Raw genomic sequence first — 16,609 nt, forward strand, 5'->3', positions numbered from 1 at the left:
CTACGAGCCAAATACAGAGATTTTACTTTTCGTTACATAGTTTGCTTTTATCTTGCCTACCTACTTATGCCACAAAATCACAATAGCAATTCCCTAAGATTCCTCAATATTAAAACTACAATTCTCTACCTCTTCGCTGTCATAGCTGTTTTAGTAGTAGGCTTTCCGTGGTTATATGAGATTAAAACTAAAGCTGGGATCGATATATCACCTGGGCGCCATGCAGGAACCTTTTTTGAGAAACATACCCACGGACTCTTCAAGTGTGAGTGGCTTTATCCCTACCATTGCGATCGCTCCCACGTTAAGTAATATCAAGTTTAGTTAAACACTTGTCTGGTAAATCAAGCTGAATAAAAATGTTCGTTCGTAGTAAGGACTTTAGTCCTGTCTTGGGGGACTTCAGTCCCCACTACAAACTGCTTATTATGGCTGAAGTTGACACCAATGTACTGCTTGCCACTACATTTATGCCAACTGATTTGAGATCGCGCTGACATCAACGGCTAACTTTTTGCCCAACTTGAGCAACTGAAGACACTGATTATCTGCTTCATTACCAAAGCTAGTTATACACACCGGCGCTATCTGACTTTGCAGACAACTAAAGTATAGTTCCTGCGATCGCTGTAGGGAAACATCAATATTTAGTTGATCCCCGACATCAATCAATCTCTCCAACAGTTGGATATCTGCATTAAAACTACCATTGGCGTCGTGCAACAATTGCCAGAGCGATCGCGCAATTAATTGTTCTAACATCTGCTTACCGTCGGGAATATTCAGCCGACAACGCAGATGTTTTGCTTCAGTAGCGATCGCCTCCAATTCTAAGATGTGATTCCAACTCTTTTGGGGATCAGCGATATCTTGCTCAAGCGATCGTAATGTCATCAAACAGCGATGCCCTAAAGCAATATCTGCTGCAACCTGTAATTCTTGCGGTACTGCTATTTCATCTCGATGAAACGCCATCAGCACACCATAATTATCACGGTACGCTTGGGTATACAACTGTCCTAAACGTGACAGTGTTTCCTCACTAAGCAGCCGCATAATTCGGTGGCGTTCTTCAGCAAATAGATTCTGTAAACTGAAAGCTTCTTCGCCAAATAGCTGTGTCATCACCAAGATAGTATGAGCCGCACTCGCTTGTTTTAGCGCCCCAAACAGCTTTTCTTTTAATTGGCTGTAGTTACGCCGCCCAGTAAATTGTTGAATGCAGCAGTGGAAATCCCAGCCTCCCAAATGCAGAACTGCAAACACCAAATGCTCACTTTCCCAAGTAATCTCTGATACCAGCTTTAAATTTCCTATAGCCAGAGTTAGCGATCCCATGCGTTGCATTTGGTAATCTAACTCATTGGCTGCATAGCAATAAACCTTTTTGTGGTATCGCTGAGACTGTTTATCAGCAGCATCTTTTCTAGGTAAGGAATTGTGCGCCTCTGCTGGTTTCTGATTGGTAAATAGGGAAGTAATGGCGTAATGGGCTGCTACTTGCTTAAATCCAAGTTGGGCAGTTAATACGAGTTGCCGATAAATTTCCGCACCGTGTTTGAACTGATCTACATTACTGGGGGCTAAACCAAGACGTTTGACGAAGCCTTTTTCCAACTGCACACCAGCTACATCCCCTGCCAATTCCAAAGCACGGGCGGCGTAGCGCAGAATTTGTGTCCCCTCTGGACGGGAAATTTCTTCAAAAAACCAACCGCAACTAGTGAACATCAACAAAGCGTGACGCTGCATTTCTAGCAAGCGCAAAGCGTCTACTTGTTCGGCTGCGGTTAGTTTGTGGGTTTGATGACGGGCGAGGAAACGGTTCACATTGGTAGCAGAGCGATCGCGCAATACTTGGATATATTCATCTCGTGCTAGCCAGGGATCGCGAAATAACTGTTTACCATGTTCTACATACACCTCAGTTAGCTGATCCCGCAGCCAATTTAGGGAATCCCGCAAGGGACGACGCCATTTCTGATGCCAAACTGAGCCTTCCCCACCGCAACCACAGTCATCTTCCCATCTGCCGACACCGTGGGCGCAACTCCAGGCTGTGACTGACTTTAATTCCACTTCCCAACCAGGAGGATTTAAGCTGAGGTAGTGGGCGAAGTTCGTTACTGTCCAACCCTGTTGAGGAAACTCTTTGGTAAAGGCGTAGGCTAAAGTTTTCTCAGTTCCCTTTTTGTGATGTCCGAAGGTTTCTCCATCTGTCGCCACAGAAATCAACTGTGCCAGACGATGATCCCCACGCACCGCTGAACCAATCCGTCCAGCAAAGTGACTGGAATTATAAACGACATCACTAAAACCCATGTCTCGTGATATAGGGCCATCGTAGAAGAAAATATCAATGTATGGGAGGGAGTGGTTAGTATCCCCATTGCCCTCATTGATCGCACTCAGAGGTGAAGATGAAGGTAAGAGTGTGGGCTGCAAATAACAACGATAGGGACGGGTAGAATCAATCTGACTACCGCCGACTTCGATCCATTCAGGATCGGGATGATCTTCAGTGGGGAGGGGACGGCAACGCAGGGCTTGAGACGGTGCAAGGACAATGAAGCGAATACCCTCAGCAACAAGAGCTTCTAGGGTGGGGTAGTCTACAGCAGTTTCTGCTAGCCACATCCCTTCGGGATCGCGGCCAAAGCGGGAGCGGAAGTCTTCTTTACCCCAGCGAATTTGGGTATATTTGTCGCGTTCGTTCGCCAGAGGCATGATGATGTGATTGTATACCTGCGCGATCGCATTCCCATGACCATCCAAGCGATCGCTACTCTTGGCATCCGCCTCTAAAATTCGCTGATAAACCTCCACATCGTAGCGTTCTAGCCACGACATCAGCGTTGGCCCAATATTAAAACTAAAATACTCATAATTGTTGACGATCCCCACCACTTCGCCTTGGTCATTTAAGACTCTGGCAAAGGCATTTGGACGATAGCACTCCCAATGAATCCGCTCATTCCAGTCATGGAAAGGTGCAGCGCTCGCTTGGCGTTCAATTGCGTCCAGATAAGGGTTTTCCCTTGGTGGCTGGTAAAAATGACCATGCACCGTCACATAAACACCATTCGCCTTTCTCAGGGGATCGGTTTCTTTGGTGTTATTGGGATCTGAATGTAATGTTAACGTTGAGCCACTAGCTGGCATTTGGTCAGCAGAAGTCATGTATATTTATCCAAAACAAAAAACTTGCAGTTGCACCGAAAACATTGTGCGTAAACCTTTCTACAATAGTTGGAACACAAAATCCGGTATAAATAACAACTATGAAATCCCAGCAAATTTTGATAAAGCTGTTTTATTGTAGTGGGAAATCTGCCTTATCGCACAGCCCTTTTTCTGAAGGCTTAAAGTAATTAGCCATTAGACATCTCCAGAAATTAAATATGCGTAACCTAAAACCCTTGTAGAGACGCGAAATTTCGCGTCTCTACATTCATTCTCGGAGATGTCTATTGAACAAAGCCTCAGTTAGGGGTTTTCTCTTTTTGGGCGCTAATCAAAATTTTAATTGTCTTTTAATATATTAAACCCCATTTTGGGTGTAAAATTTTGACTTAAATTCATACTTTTGCAACAAAAGATTACAAAAACTCCTTATATCGCAATCTTATTTTACATACACAGCAGTGAACTGAAAACAGTACAATTTCTGAATTGCTCTACAGACGGTTGAGAGTACCATATCGGAGTGATGAGTGAAAGTAATTTTTAATTCAACACTCCAAATTTAAAATTTAGGATTGCTCGCTGTGAATGATACCTTCAACCCAAAAGAACAAATGTCAACCAAAAACATTATTCTTTTCGTTTTATTACTATTTATCCCAGTTTCCCTAGCAGCCCACTTTCTGGAGTGGGGAGAATTGATAGTTTTCATTACAGCTGGATTAGCAATTCTGCCCTTAGCAGCTTGGATGGGTACAGCCACAGAAGAAATTGCTGTCGTAGTGGGGCCATCATTGGGGGGCTTGTTAAACGCCACCTTTGGCAATGCTACAGAACTAATCATCGCCCTAGTAGCACTGAACGCTGGGTTAATAGATGTAGTCAAAGCTAGTATCACGGGATCGATTATTAGCAACTTACTACTGGTGATGGGTTTTTCCATGCTTTTGGGGGGACTGCGTTACAAAGAACAGACATTTCAGCCAATTGTGGCGCGGGTGAATGCTGCTTCGATGAATTTGGCGGTGATTGCCATTTTAATGCCAACGGCAATGAATTATACCTCTCAAGGAATTAACGAAGAAACACTGCAAAATCTTTCTATTGCTGTTGCTGTAGTATTAATCCTGGTTTACGCCCTAACGCTGCTATTTTCGATGAAAACCCACTCCTATTTATATGATGTGGGTGTAGCGGAGACAGAAGAAGAGGAAACCCCTCACGTAAAACCTAATATGATGTTGTGGGTAGGTGTGTTGCTAGTATGTACCTTGCTAGTGGCAATTGAATCAGAAATGCTAGTGGATTCTCTGGAAGTGGCCACATCTCAGCTAGGTTTGACGGCACTATTTACAGGTGTAATTTTGGTTCCCATCGTTGGTAATGCGGCTGAACATGCTACAGCAGTCACCGTGGCCATGAAAGATAAAATGGATCTTTCCCTTTCGGTAGCTGTGGGATCAAGTATGCAGATTGCCCTATTTGTCGCGCCCGTGTTGGTAATAGCAGGGCGGATATTGGGTAAACCAATGGATTTGGATTTTAAACCCTTTGAATTAGTAGCTGTGGTTGTGTCAGTGTTGATTGCAAATAGTATTAGTTCTGATGGTAAATCCAATTGGCTCGAAGGCACTTTATTATTAGCTGCTTATACAGTGTTGGGGTTCGCCTTCTACTTCCATCCAGTTGGGGAAGGTATGGGGATGTAATCAGCAAGGCAGAAGTCACGCATTAACGCATTCAAAAGTTTTGTATATCAAGGCTTTTGCAAGTTTTAAAATGGTAGCTTGATTTTGGCGGCGCTGTAGTAGTTAGTAGTGCGACGCCGAATAGCCCGCACAACTCTTCGAGACACTCTTGCTAGCTTGCTTCCACGGGGAGCAAAGCGTCTCCAAGAGTTGTGGTACGGCAAGCTCAGTGACCATCGTAGACATCGCTCATAGTTTAACCCATTTGCGGAAGTCTCCACCCTCAACGCCAGTAAAATAAAGAGATATAAGAGCGATCGCCTATATGAGCTACTGCCTTAATCCCCATTGTCCCAAGCCGGAAAATCCTCATGATGTCAAATTTTGCCGGACTTGCGGTTCTAAGTTACTCCTCAAAGAACGTTACCGTGCTATCAAACCAATCGGACAAGGTGGTTTTGGCAAAACCTTCTTAGCTGTGGATGAGGATAAACCCTCAAAACCACGCTGCGTAATTAAGCAATTTTATCCCCAAGCCCAAGGCACTAACACACTTGCCAAAGCCGTAGAGTTATTTAACCAAGAAGCTGTGCAGTTAGATGAATTGGGCAAACATCCTCAAATTCCCGAACTACTGGCATATTTTACCCAAGAAGACCGGCAGTATCTTGTACAAGAATTTATCGACGGGCAAAACTTAGCCCAGGAATTAGCACATAGGGGTGCTTTCAATGAAACGCAAATCTGGCAACTATTAAACGATTTATTATCAGTATTAAAATTTTGTCACGCTAGACACGTAATTCACCGCGATATTAAGCCAGAAAATATTATTCGTCGATCCCCCCTCAGTCCCCCCTTGAAAAAGGGGGAAGAAAATATTGCCCCCCTTAATAAGGGGGGTTGGGGGGATCTAGTTTTAGTAGATTTTGGTGCTGCTAAATCTGCCATTGGCACTGCCTTAAATAAAACTGGTACAAGTATTGGTAGTCCAGAATATGTTGCACCTGAACAAATGAGAGGTAGGGCTATTTTTGCCAGCGATATTTACAGCTTGGGTGCTACTTGTATTAATTTATTAACTCAGCGATCGCCCTTCGATTCATACAATACCAATGATGGTACATGGGTTTGGCAGCAATACTTGCAAACTCCCGTCAGTAATCAGTTGAGTCGCATTCTCAACAAGATGCTAGAAAGCATTCCAATTCGGCGTTATCAAACAGTAGACGAAGTTATCAAAGACTTAAATCAACAGTTGCAAGTAGCAGCCACACCAGCTATAGCGCCAAAAATCATCCCTCAATCACCACCCAATTCTCCAGCCGCTTTTGTCTCGAAATCTCCTAGTCAAATTGACCAAGAATTAGAAGAAATGAAAACTCAATTTTTGGGTAGCAGCAAACCTCAACCAAATAAAATACAGCCACAAAACCCCACACCTCAACCTGAAAGTAAAAGTGTAATAGACGAAGAATTAGAGGAGCTGAAAGCCAAATATCTTGGGAAGAATAATACGCCAAATCAATAGTCAGTTGTTAGTTGTTAGTTGTAAACTGATTCTACCGCTTGCCGTCTGCATAATTGGTGAGGCAGAATTTTTATGATCTGCTGCATATAAATGATTGCACTACAATCAGGGTGAATTTAACTGCCTGATTCAGAATCCAGTCCGGCTTTAACTTTGGCATCCCAGCCCATTGTCTGCATCCAACCAGGGTAAAGAGGTTGCGGCTTGGTTAATATCTCTAACTGGTCAAGTTCAAAAGCAGATAGCTTCAGTTTTACAGCACCCAAGTTATCATCTAAATGCTGTATCTTATTTGCGCCGATGATGATTGAAGAAACGAAAGGTTTGGTCAGCATCCAGGCGATCGCCACCTGTGCTGGAGTTGCACTGTGATTTTGGGCAATCTGCTTCAGCATATCAACGACTTCATAGCCCTGCTCAACATTAATCGGGGGAATCTTAAACTCGTTGAGCCTTGCTCCTGCAGGAGTAGGATTCTCGCGGGTATATTTTCCGCTTAAGAAACCACCTGCTAGCGGACTCCAGACCAACACCCCCATGCCTGTCTCTTCGACAAACGGTACAATTTCATGCTCCAGATCCCGCCCCAGTAGCGAATAGTACATCTGCGCTCCCACAAATCGGGCATAGCCCTGCCGTTCCTGAATCCCTAACCAGCGAGCTGCTTTCCAGGCGGGGAGGTTACAGAAGCCCACATAGCGCACCAATCCGCGTTGTACCAAATCATCTAAAGCTCGCACAGTTTCTTCGGGTGGAGTTAGCGGATCGGGAATGTGGATTTGGTAGAAGTCGATGTAGTCAGTATCTAACCGCTTCAGGCTAGCTTCCGCAGAGGCAAGAATATGGCGATAGGAAAGCCCAGTGTCGGTAATAGCATTGCCAGTGCGAAATCCAACTTTAGTAGCAATTATGGCTTGATTGCGGCGATCACTTAATGCTTTACCCAAGATGATCTCTGATTGTCCATTAGTATAGGCATCCGCCGTATCAAAGAGATTGATACCTGCATCTAAAGCTCGATCGACCATTTGATCGGCGATCGACTGATCAATGTTGTTCGTCACGCCCGGTACGAGTTGTCCTTCCCCAAAGGTCATTGCCCCAAACGCCAGCCGCGAGACGACTAAACCTGTGTGCCCCAATGTTGTGTATTGCATAGTGCATATTCCTGGTTAATAAGTTCGCAAATAAGAGATTGGTTGTTGAAAAGTTTGAGTTATTTGGTGAGATAACCGCCTGTGACATCGATATCGGTACCAATAATACAAGTGGGATCAGCAGAACTTAACCACAAAACGGTTTTTGCAATTTCATCTACCTGAACAATGCGCTTAATTGGATATTCTTGAGCAACCGTTTCAAAGTCAGTTTTCCAAGCAGCTAAAGCACGTCGCAGCATAGGCGTATCGACGGCACCCGGAGATATCGAATTAATCCGAATATTCTTGTTCGCATACTCTAAAGCGGCAACTTTAGTCAGAGACATAATAGCGTGTTTGCTGGCGCTGTAGGGCGCGATCGTGGCAAAACCAACATGCCCTGAAACAGATGCGTTATTGATAATCACGCCATTTCCCTGTTTGAGCATGACTGGGATTTCATATTTCATGGATAGAAATGTCCCTGTTGCATTCGTTGTCATGACGTTCATCCAACCCTCTAGAGATTGCTCGGCAACCGTGAGAGGCTTACTTTCAATACCTGCATTGTTAAAGGCGATATCGATGCGACCATATTTTGCAACACAAGTTTCAACTAGCGATCGCATATCCTGCTCATTGCGGACATCAGCTCTTTGATAAGTGGTTTGTCCACCTGTCGATCTAATGCTTTGAGCAACTTGTTCTCCAAGCGCCTCTCGCCGACCACAGAAATGCACGATCGCCCTTTCTTTAGCGAACGCTCTCGCGGTGGCTTCGCCAATGCCTGAAGTGGCTCCCGTAATCAGCAGGATTTTGTCTGCAAACCTGCCGTTAGAACTAGTTTCGATTGTGGAAACCAACGGTTGTTGAGTATTGGCTTGAGCCTTGGGAGTGACAGTTGCGAACGCTGTCATTCCAGCGATCGTGCCACCACCTAAAATGAGTCTGCGGCGATTGATTGGGTTTGTCTTACGAGCCATTTGGGTTTCTCCTAATCTGTTGCTAATGTCAGGTTAAAGAAATAGGTTTGACAAAGCACGACCAATTCTTGCTGCGCTTTATCAAAATCTTGCTGATTCGTTCAAAACCGATCGCGATAGGCTTTCGGAGTGGTGCCTGTGGCTTTGCGGAATTGCGCCGTGAAGTGACTTTGATTCGAGAAGCCGACTCGATAGGCTACCTCTGATACTGAAAGCCGCGTTACCGAGAGCAGCAGTTTTGCCCGCTCGATTCGTTGCTGAATCACATAGCGATGCGGTGCTTGACCTGTAGCCGCCTTAAACTCACGGGCAAAGTGAAATGGACTGACATGCGCGACCGTTGCTAGTCTAGCAATCGTCAAGTCTTCAGCCAGGTTCTCTTCAATAAAATCTTTGAGCTGTTTCAGCATCAGCCCGTCTAATGTCCCTGCTTCCAGCTTGGGCTGCGTCATCAATCCACTGTAATTTCGCAGCAGATGTACCGCCAGTACATTTGTCAGCGACTCAGTTAACAGTTGTCCAGCCAGTCCACCGTTGAGTAGCTCGGATTTAAACAGGTGTGCTATGTGCAGAATCGTTGGATCTGCAAATAAGACCTGGTATTCAATTTCTACACCCTTCGAGGTTGAAGACTCTGCTGCCACTCGGTTTAGCAAATGAGGATTGAGGGTCAGATGTACACATTCACTATTGCCCTCACGATATGACCAGATAAATTCGCTTGATGAGTAAAGAAAAACGCTTCCGGGCATCAAGGGTGTTGTCTGGCTAGAGCCTCCATCCACACGCCACACCACCCGCTCTTGAGGAGCCAGTGCCACTCCTATCGTCTGTTTTGGAAACGTGGCATCATAGTCGCCGGTTTCGTTCGAGCGCATGTACTCAACCGTGATGCCGTCCCAAATCGCTTTCAGATAGTCTTGGTGATGAGGGATACCGATCGGTTCCATAGGTCATCATTCCTGCTCAATTTTAGGCTACATTTAGTCGCTTCATCTGCCAATAGCGATTTTAACAAAGCGTAGCCCTCTATATTTTCCTTAAGCGAGCAGTATCGTCCTGTGTCTTCTGTAATTTGTTAAAAAAAGTGACCCTAGTATCTAGAGTCACACGTAAATAAACTGAGAATTTAGAGGCGTGAAAGCCTATTTTTTCTTAGCCTCATCAATTGGTACCCATTCGGTATGGAAACTTCCAGGCTTATCAAGACGCAGGTAGGTATGTGCGCCGAAGTAATCGCGTTGTGCTTGAGTCAAGTTTTGAGGTAGGCGATCGCGGCGATAGCTGTCAAAATAATCCAAGGATGCACTAAATGCGGGTACTGGAATTCCTACTGTTGCAGCTGTCGCAATCACTTCCCGCCAAGCAGTCTGTCTGTCGAGAATTGTCTGCTTAAATTCGGGAGCTAACAGCAAGTTAGGCAAAGCTGGATTTTCGCTAAAAGCCTTCTTAATCTTGTTCAAAAAGCGAGCGCGAATAATACAACCACCTTTCCAAATCCGCGCCATTTCGCCCAGATCCAAATTCCAGTTATATGTTTTTGAAGCTGTGGATAGCAAGGCCATCCCTTGAGCATAAGAACAGATTTTTGAGCAATAGAGAGCATCGCGGACTTTGTTGATAAAGTCTTTGGTTTGCCCGTCATACTTGCCACTGGGGCCTGTAAGGACTTTCGATGCTGCAACGCGCTCATCTTTAATCGAAGATATAATCCGGGCATTAACTGCTGCTGTAATTGTGGGAATAGCAACTCCCAATTCCAATGCAGTTTGCACAGTCCAGCGTCCAGTTCCCTTTTGACCTGCTGCATCAACAATCAAATCCACCAGGGGTTTATTTGTTTCTGGGTCAATATATGGGAAGATATTCTTCGTAATCTCAATCAAAAATGAATCGAGTTCATCGGTAGTGTTCCATTCAGCAAACACGTCATGTAGCTGACTAGGGTTTAATCCAGCGACATTTTTCAGCAAGTCGTAGGCTTCAGCAATTAGCTGCATATCGCCGTACTCAATGCCGTTGTGTACCATTTTGACATAGTGGCCAGAACCACCAGGGCCAATATAGGTTACACAAGGGCCATCATCGACTTGGGCAGCAATTTTGTTGAAAATTGGTGATAGAAACTCGTAAGAGCTTGTTGTACCTCCAGGCATCAGCGAGGGTCCATTCAGCGCCCCTTCTTCACCGCCACTGACACCCATACCAAGATACCGAAGCCCAGCGGGTTCTAATTCCTGAGTGCGTCGTTCCGTATCTTCAAACCAAGAGTTGCCACCGTCGATAATGATATCGCCTTCGTCTAACAAGGGTTTGAGTTGAGCAATCACCGCATCCACTGGCTTACCAGCTTGCACCATTACTAGAATTTTGCGGGGACGTTCCAATAAGGCAACGAATTCTTCCAGAGTAAAGGCGGCTTTGACGTTCCTTCCTGGCGCACGCTGCGCCATAAACGCATCCGTTTTTTCTCGGGAGCGGTTGTAAACTGCAATTGGGAAGCCATTGCGCTCCACGTTTAGAGCGATGTTCTCACCCATAACGGCTAATCCAATCACACCAAAGCTTTGTAGTGTCATAAAAAATTTCTGGCTAACTCTTGCAGATCCTTTTACTTTAAGGGTAGTCCGATATTTTCCCTTCTCCCCTAAAGAAGACCTTAAGACTTGATATAAATGACAAAAATCCACAACTAACAGGGATAATTAATTTTAATTTGTATCTAAATCAACAATTGACTTGCAAAATTGTTAATTAAGGGATTGGGGACTGGGGAGTGAGAAATTCTTTCCTAGTACCCAATACCCAATCCCCAATCCCCAATAATGAAAGGAGTAACCAAATAATGCTGGCATTTGTCCTAGCTTTGGTGGTCGGTTTTGGTAGTTTAGCTATTTACATAGCAGCTTTCTTTTTTCCAGAAATCCACCGCAAGAATGACTTTATCTGGAGTGGTGTAGGACTTTTCTACGCCTTAGTTTTATGGGTATTTGCACCACGCATTACTGGGGGTTTATTACTGGGTCATGTAGCTAGTGTGGCTCTTTTGGTCTGGTTTGGCTGGCAAACTCTATCATTACGTCGCCAATTGACTCCCCAGCCACAGCAAACCCAAGTACCCAGTGCTGAGACGGTGAAAACTGGCATTCAGGAACAGGTAAATAAGTTCTCCCTTCAGGAACGGCTGGGCCAGTTGCAAAAAGGTCTTGGTAGCACCTTCAGTGGCGTGAAAGATAAAGTGCAACAGACTGGGAGTAAAAAAACACCCACAACCCCCAAACCTGAAGGCATTACCTCTGTACCAGCAAAGAAACCTGCTGTTGAGATTATCGACAAAACTACTACCATACCAGAACAACCAGTAGAGGAGACAGTTACTACTGACACCGAAGCAAAAATCGAGAGTGTACCGAAAGCGATTCCACCACATCCCCCATCTCCTGAATTGGTGGAAGCAGCGCAACCAGATTTTGAAATTGAGGATAAGCAACCGATTGCTGTAGAAGAAATTGCTCCCGATGCGGTACTCGCTCCCCCGGCCCAAACGCCACCGGAAGCAACACCGCCTAATCAAGCTAGTTGAATTTAGTGAAACCCAACGTTAACCTGATATGATTTTGGGTTTCACTATTTCCATGTTCTGCATTAGACATCTCCGAAAATGAATGTAGAGACGTAGCAGTGCTACGTCTCTACAAGGGTTCTGGATAACACATATTTAATTTAATTTCTGGAGATGTCTATTTGATTGGGAAATCAGGAGAGATTAGCTAATCAACCATTCTGAATGGAGAGTTAAAGTCTTACAATAAGTGCAGCAAATCCCAGATGCTAAGTTAGCACAACTCTATGAGATGATTCACGGATTTCGACTAAGGCAGCATGTAAAAATAAGTTGTACAAATTTGATTTGGAATAGGTTGCTAAATATAGCTTTCACATGAAAATTGTTCAGGTTATTTTTACACAAGCCCTTAGCTCAGAAACTAACAGCCACAACGCTACCGCTGCCTCTTACTGAACAATCAGTCACCCTATCGGCAGATATCTACGCAGACTTGCGCCTCCAAGGGATTCCCATCGACGATATTGACTTGCTCATTGTTGGGGTTGCGTAGACGCAAAGCGGCTTGTCGTAAGACATCGCTAATAATCTAGTTATGATTACTCATAATCAGCGTCATTTCGGTAGAATTGAAGCACTATTGCAAGATTGGAGTCAAGCTTGAAGTTGTTTGATTGCAATTAAAATTACCATGTCGATTTTATGCAGCGATCGCAGTACCATCAGAAATCTAGAGCAAGAGTTATTTCAACTGCAACAAGAATTACAGTCAAAAACATACTCTCCTGGGAACTACACCACATTTCAAATTTTTGAACCCAAACCGCGAATGATTTCAGCCGCTCCCGATCGTGACATCGTTGTGCATCATGCTCTCTGTAAAGTAATTGCTCCTATATTTTGAAGGGACATTTATTAGTGATTCCTACGCAAATTGTGTTGGTTTTGGCTCTCATCGCGCTTTACGTCGCTTTACAAAATTTGCTCGTTCCACATTCCCTCACACCCCACCTGTGTCACAATAGAGAACTGTAATAAGAAAAATATTGTTAAGGTAATTTAGTGAGTCCAACTGCTCAATCCACGGCAAGTGCGCGTCGCGTGGTATTTCCTTTTACGGCAATTGTGGGCCAGGAAGAAATGAAACTGGCGTTGCTATTGAACGTGATTGACCCCAAAATTGGTGGTGTAATGATCATGGGCGATCGCGGCACCGGAAAATCCACAACTATCCGGGCGCTAGCGGATCTGCTGCCAGAAATTTCTGTGGTTGCCAATGACCCTTTCAGTAGCGATCCTAGCGACCCCGACTTGATGAGCGATGAAGTCCGCCAAATGTTAGAACAAGGGGACCAAATTCCTGTAGCTCACAAAAAAGTCCAAATGGTAGACCTACCGCTAGGAGCCACAGAAGACCGAGTTTGTGGCACAATCGATATTGAGAAAGCTTTATCTGAAGGTGTCAAAGCTTTTGAACCGGGACTGCTGGCAAAGGCCAACCGAGGCATTCTCTATGTGGATGAAGTCAACTTACTAGATGACCACCTCGTAGACGTGCTACTAGATTCCGCCGCGAGTGGATGGAACACTGTAGAACGAGAAGGTATTTCTATTCGTCACCCTGCGCGTTTCGTTCTTGTGGGTTCTGGAAACCCAGAAGAAGGCGAACTACGCCCGCAATTGCTCGATCGCTTTGGGATGCACGCAGAAATTCACACCGTAAAAGAACCAACCTTGCGGGTGCAAATCGTAGAACAACGGGCTGATTTTGACCAAAATCCTCCAGGATTTCTCGAAAATTACAAACCCCAGCAAGAAGCACTGCAAGAGCAAATTGTCAATGCTCAACAGCTTTTGCCAGAAGTCAAAATTGACTATGAACTACGGGTAAAAATTTCTGAAGTCTGTTCTGAACTTGATGTAGATGGTTTACGGGGTGACATTGTTAGTAACCGCGCCGCCAAAGCCTTAACAGCTTATGAAGGACGTACAGAAGTTACAGTTGATGATATCCACCGCGTAATTACGCTATGCTTGCGTCACAGGCTGCGGAAAGACCCCTTAGAATCGATTGATTCTGGCTACAAAGTCGCCAAAGTTTTTAGCCGCGTCTTTGGGGTTGAACTACCAGAAAGTGATATTGCACAAAAAAACGGCACAGGTCAAAAGTTAGGAGCTAGGAGCTAAAAGTTAGGAGTGAGGATTTAGGAGTGAGGAGTTTTGAATGCAAAGCTGCTTCATGACTCACAATTTTAATTCCTCATTCAGCACTGACTACATAACTCATAACTCATAACTCATAACTTTTAAATAAACACTGATTATGAGATTTTGGTCTTTTTGGTTTAACAGCTTTGTTCTATCTAGCCAATACAACCCGCCCAGGTTTGTAGAATTATTGATGCTCTTATTAGCGATCGCTATGTTGGCAATAGCCAGTATTTTACCCGATAGACCCTATTTAATCTTAGGCTTGAGCTTAGTAGTTGGGGCATCTATTTCTATCTTAGTGCGAGAAGCGATCGCCCCCTCACCCCAGAGGCGAATTACCCAACTAACAGCATCGCTATTACTCATCATCAGCCTCTATGGTTTTGCTGATTTAATGTACACTCTATAAAATTTAGTTATGAGTTATGAGCAAAATAATTAATTAAAAACTCCTAACTCCTAACTCCTAACTTTTTCATTTACCAATTCTGCATTTCCACCAATTCCATACACAACTTAATAGGATGGTTGCCTACCAAGCACTTCAGGCGGTTGTCAGGCTTTTGCTACTCATCCGCTACTCAATTAAGGGACTTCCAAATAAAAAAATATACAACTATTTATTGTGGGGTGGGCGTCTCGCCCGCCCATAGTCAAAGGCGGGCAAGTTGCCCACCCCACAAGATTGGATAATTTATTTCCTGGAAGTCCCTAAGTATGTAATCCTTCATTTTTAGCGTTCGCAACCAGTGATCGTGCTACTCAAATGCTACTCATTCGGAACGATGCTATAGATGGTACAGCCGACAAGAGACAAAAACGAAATTTTGACATGACAGTACTCTACGAAAAACACCAAGAAATACTGCTAGAAATTTTTTACACAGAAGACGGCTACTGTTACGCCTCCTGTGAGCCTTTTAAGCTTGAAATACTTGAATCAGAATTATGTAATTCTCCCAAGAGGGTTTTTGATAGGTTGAAAGAAAAAATCAATTTTATCGATACTGATTATGAGGAGGGCATCTGAAAATCACTCAAGTTTTTAAAGTCTCAAATCGCTAGAGTGAATCTAAAATTTAAAATCTAAAATCCAAAATTGAATCTGTTTTTTCCATTTCTCATGCTCTATGATCAAGTACTTTCGCTCTAATGTTGATGCAATGGCTAGCTACATTCCTGGTGAGCAGCCTCAACGCGGTACACAGATTATTAAACTCAACAGTAACGAAAACCCTTATCCTCCTTCGCCGGCGGCGCTAGCTGTGCTGCAAAATATCGATGGCGAGTGGTTGCGGCGGTATCCAGAACCTTTCGGGGGGGAGTTTCGGGAAGCTGCAAGTAAAGTTTTAGGTGTTCCTAGCGATTGGATAATTGTAGGAAATGGCAGTGACGAATTGTTGAGTGTGGTGATTCGAGCCTGTGCAGAACCTGGAAAGAAAGTACTTTATCCGATGCCAACTTACGTGCTATATCGCACGTTATCAGAAATGCAAGGTGCGGAAATTATTGAGGTTCCTTACAGCGATGACTACAGTTTACCTTTGGAAGAACTGGTTGCTGCCAATGGAACTGTGACATTCATTGCATCGCCTAATAGTCCATCGGGGCATGTGGTAGCAACAAATGATCTGCGAAAATTAGCTAGCGAGTTATCTGGAGTTTTAGTGATTGACGAAGCATATATAGATTTTACAGAAGAGAATGCATTGGTTTTGGTAAAGGATTACGAAAACGTCATCGTAATTCGCACACTTTCTAAAGGGTACTCGTTGGCTGGATTGCGGTTGGGATTTGGGGTGGCAAATCCCAAGCTGTTGCAGGGATTGTTTAAAGTGAAAGATAGCTATAACATTGATGCGATCGCTTGTGCAGTTGGCACGGCTGCTATTACCGATCAAGCTTATAAAAATGCTTGTGTGGCAAAGATTAAAGCATCGCGGAATCAGTTAGCAACAGACTTAAAACACTTAGGTTTTCACCTTTGGGATTCCCAAGCTAACTTTTTGCTGGTACAGCCAAGAGAAGCAAACGCAGAATATCTCTATCAAAAACTCAAGGAACGGGGAATTTTAATCCGCTACTTCAAGCAGCCTGGATTAGATGATAAATTACGCATTACTGTTGGTACTGATGAACAAAATCAGGCTTTAGTAGAAGCACTAATTTATTTGTTAGAGACTGGGGAGTAGGGAGCAGGGGGAGAAAAGTTGGTTGTGTAGGTTGGGTTGCGCTTTGCTTAACCCAACATTTCGAGGGCTTTATTGGGTTAAGCAAAGCGCAACCCAACAAAGCAATTTTTCACTGCT

13 protein-coding genes and 1 pseudogene are annotated in these 16,609 nt (G+C 44.2%); 9 read left to right on the forward strand and 5 right to left on the reverse strand.

From position 1 onward, the window contains the following. Positions 1 to 66: 66 nt before the first annotated feature. Entirely contained in the window at positions 67 to 312 is a 246-nt protein-coding gene (locus V7K32_RS16780; RefSeq protein ID WP_334994965.1) for a hypothetical protein, read from the forward strand. Positions 313 to 468: 156 nt separating this feature from the next. On the opposite strand, the gene V7K32_RS16785 is transcribed toward V7K32_RS16780, so the two are convergent. Next, positions 469 to 3,180: a DUF3536 domain-containing protein gene (locus V7K32_RS16785; protein ID WP_334994966.1), complete on the reverse strand. Its 2,712-nt coding sequence runs from the start codon at positions 3,178 to 3,180 to the stop codon at positions 469 to 471. 617 nt (positions 3,181 to 3,797) lie between these two features. Here V7K32_RS16785 and cax point away from each other — a divergent pair. Both cax and V7K32_RS16795 read left to right on the forward strand, forming a co-directional pair. Next, entirely contained in the window at positions 3,798 to 4,892 is a 1,095-nt protein-coding gene (cax, locus tag V7K32_RS16790; RefSeq protein ID WP_334994967.1) for a calcium/proton exchanger, read from the forward strand. A gap of 304 nt (positions 4,893 to 5,196) precedes the next feature. Beyond that, positions 5,197 to 6,402 carry a serine/threonine-protein kinase gene (locus tag V7K32_RS16795; RefSeq protein WP_334994968.1) on the forward strand — a complete coding sequence of 402 codons (1,206 nt, stop codon included), beginning with the start codon at positions 5,197 to 5,199 and terminating at the stop codon, positions 6,400 to 6,402. A gap of 116 nt (positions 6,403 to 6,518) precedes the next feature. Here V7K32_RS16795 and V7K32_RS16800 read toward each other — a convergent pair whose 3' ends face one another. The 4 genes from V7K32_RS16800 to gndA all read right to left on the reverse strand — a co-directional run bounded on the left by V7K32_RS16800 (position 6,519) and on the right by gndA (position 11,103). Beyond that, positions 6,519 to 7,559, reverse strand: coding sequence for an aldo/keto reductase (locus V7K32_RS16800; RefSeq protein WP_334994969.1), 1,041 nt, complete (start codon positions 7,557 to 7,559; stop codon positions 6,519 to 6,521). A 59-nt stretch (positions 7,560 to 7,618) separates the two neighbouring features. Further along, complete coding sequence (locus V7K32_RS16805; RefSeq protein ID WP_334994970.1) at positions 7,619 to 8,524, reverse strand: SDR family oxidoreductase; 906 nt, start codon at positions 8,522 to 8,524, stop codon at positions 7,619 to 7,621. Positions 8,525 to 8,625: 101 nt separating this feature from the next. Further along, a complete protein-coding gene (locus V7K32_RS16810) occupies positions 8,626 to 9,345 on the reverse strand; it encodes an AraC family transcriptional regulator (RefSeq protein ID WP_334994971.1) in 720 nt (239 codons plus the stop codon). A gap of 324 nt (positions 9,346 to 9,669) precedes the next feature. Beyond that, a complete protein-coding gene (gene gndA / locus V7K32_RS16815; RefSeq protein ID WP_334994972.1) occupies positions 9,670 to 11,103 on the reverse strand; it encodes an NADP-dependent phosphogluconate dehydrogenase in 1,434 nt (477 codons plus the stop codon). Between the two features lie 266 nt (positions 11,104 to 11,369). Here gndA and V7K32_RS16820 point away from each other — a divergent pair, with 266 nt between their 5' ends. The 6 genes and pseudogenes from V7K32_RS16820 to hisC all read left to right on the forward strand — a co-directional run bounded on the left by V7K32_RS16820 (position 11,370) and on the right by hisC (position 16,492). Then, the gene (locus V7K32_RS16820) at positions 11,370 to 12,107 is read left to right on the forward strand and encodes a Ycf66 family protein (RefSeq protein WP_334994973.1); all 738 of its coding nucleotides are present in this window, start codon (positions 11,370 to 11,372) and stop codon (positions 12,105 to 12,107) included. A gap of 709 nt (positions 12,108 to 12,816) precedes the next feature. Then, positions 12,817 to 13,084: pseudogene (locus V7K32_RS16825) on the forward strand (RNA-dependent DNA polymerase); the annotation flags it as partial. A 67-nt stretch (positions 13,085 to 13,151) separates the two neighbouring features. Continuing rightward, positions 13,152 to 14,276 carry a magnesium chelatase ATPase subunit I gene (bchI, locus tag V7K32_RS16830; protein ID WP_334994974.1) on the forward strand — a complete coding sequence of 375 codons (1,125 nt, stop codon included), beginning with the start codon at positions 13,152 to 13,154 and terminating at the stop codon, positions 14,274 to 14,276. Between the two features lie 136 nt (positions 14,277 to 14,412). Continuing rightward, entirely contained in the window at positions 14,413 to 14,709 is a 297-nt protein-coding gene (locus V7K32_RS16835; RefSeq protein WP_334994975.1) for a hypothetical protein, read from the forward strand. Between the two features lie 357 nt (positions 14,710 to 15,066). Then, a complete protein-coding gene (locus tag V7K32_RS16840; RefSeq protein WP_334994976.1) occupies positions 15,067 to 15,330 on the forward strand; it encodes a hypothetical protein in 264 nt (87 codons plus the stop codon). A gap of 100 nt (positions 15,331 to 15,430) precedes the next feature. After that, positions 15,431 to 16,492 (forward strand): histidinol-phosphate transaminase, encoded by a 1,062-nt coding sequence (gene hisC / locus V7K32_RS16845; protein ID WP_334994977.1) that lies wholly within the window; start codon positions 15,431 to 15,433, stop codon positions 16,490 to 16,492. Positions 16,493 to 16,609 lie beyond the last annotated feature (117 nt).

It is taken from the genome of Nostoc sp. (genome assembly GCF_036917635.1).
Taxonomy (GTDB): Bacteria; Cyanobacteriota; Cyanobacteriia; order Cyanobacteriales; family Nostocaceae; genus Nostoc.

Excerpts from the sequence above, each read along its gene's own strand:
- V7K32_RS16805 (WP_334994970.1), bottom strand. The coding sequence starts at position 8,524 with ATGGCTCGTAAGACAAACCCAATCAATCGCCGCAGACTCATTTTAGGT.
- hisC (WP_334994977.1), top strand. The coding sequence starts at position 15,431 with ATGATCAAGTACTTTCGCTCTAATGTTGATGCAATGGCTAGCTACATT.
- V7K32_RS16835 (WP_334994975.1), top strand. The coding sequence starts at position 14,413 with ATGAGATTTTGGTCTTTTTGGTTTAACAGCTTTGTTCTATCTAGCCAA.
- V7K32_RS16840 (WP_334994976.1), top strand. The coding sequence starts at position 15,067 with ATGCTACTCATTCGGAACGATGCTATAGATGGTACAGCCGACAAGAGA.
- gndA (WP_334994972.1), bottom strand. The coding sequence starts at position 11,103 with ATGACACTACAAAGCTTTGGTGTGATTGGATTAGCCGTTATGGGTGAG.
- V7K32_RS16785 (WP_334994966.1), bottom strand. The coding sequence starts at position 3,180 with ATGACTTCTGCTGACCAAATGCCAGCTAGTGGCTCAACGTTAACATTA.
- V7K32_RS16795 (WP_334994968.1), top strand. The coding sequence starts at position 5,197 with ATGAGCTACTGCCTTAATCCCCATTGTCCCAAGCCGGAAAATCCTCAT.
- V7K32_RS16820 (WP_334994973.1), top strand. The coding sequence starts at position 11,370 with ATGCTGGCATTTGTCCTAGCTTTGGTGGTCGGTTTTGGTAGTTTAGCT.
- V7K32_RS16780 (WP_334994965.1), top strand. The coding sequence starts at position 67 with ATGCCACAAAATCACAATAGCAATTCCCTAAGATTCCTCAATATTAAA.
- cax (WP_334994967.1), top strand. The coding sequence starts at position 3,798 with ATGTCAACCAAAAACATTATTCTTTTCGTTTTATTACTATTTATCCCA.
- V7K32_RS16800 (WP_334994969.1), bottom strand. The coding sequence starts at position 7,559 with ATGCAATACACAACATTGGGGCACACAGGTTTAGTCGTCTCGCGGCTG.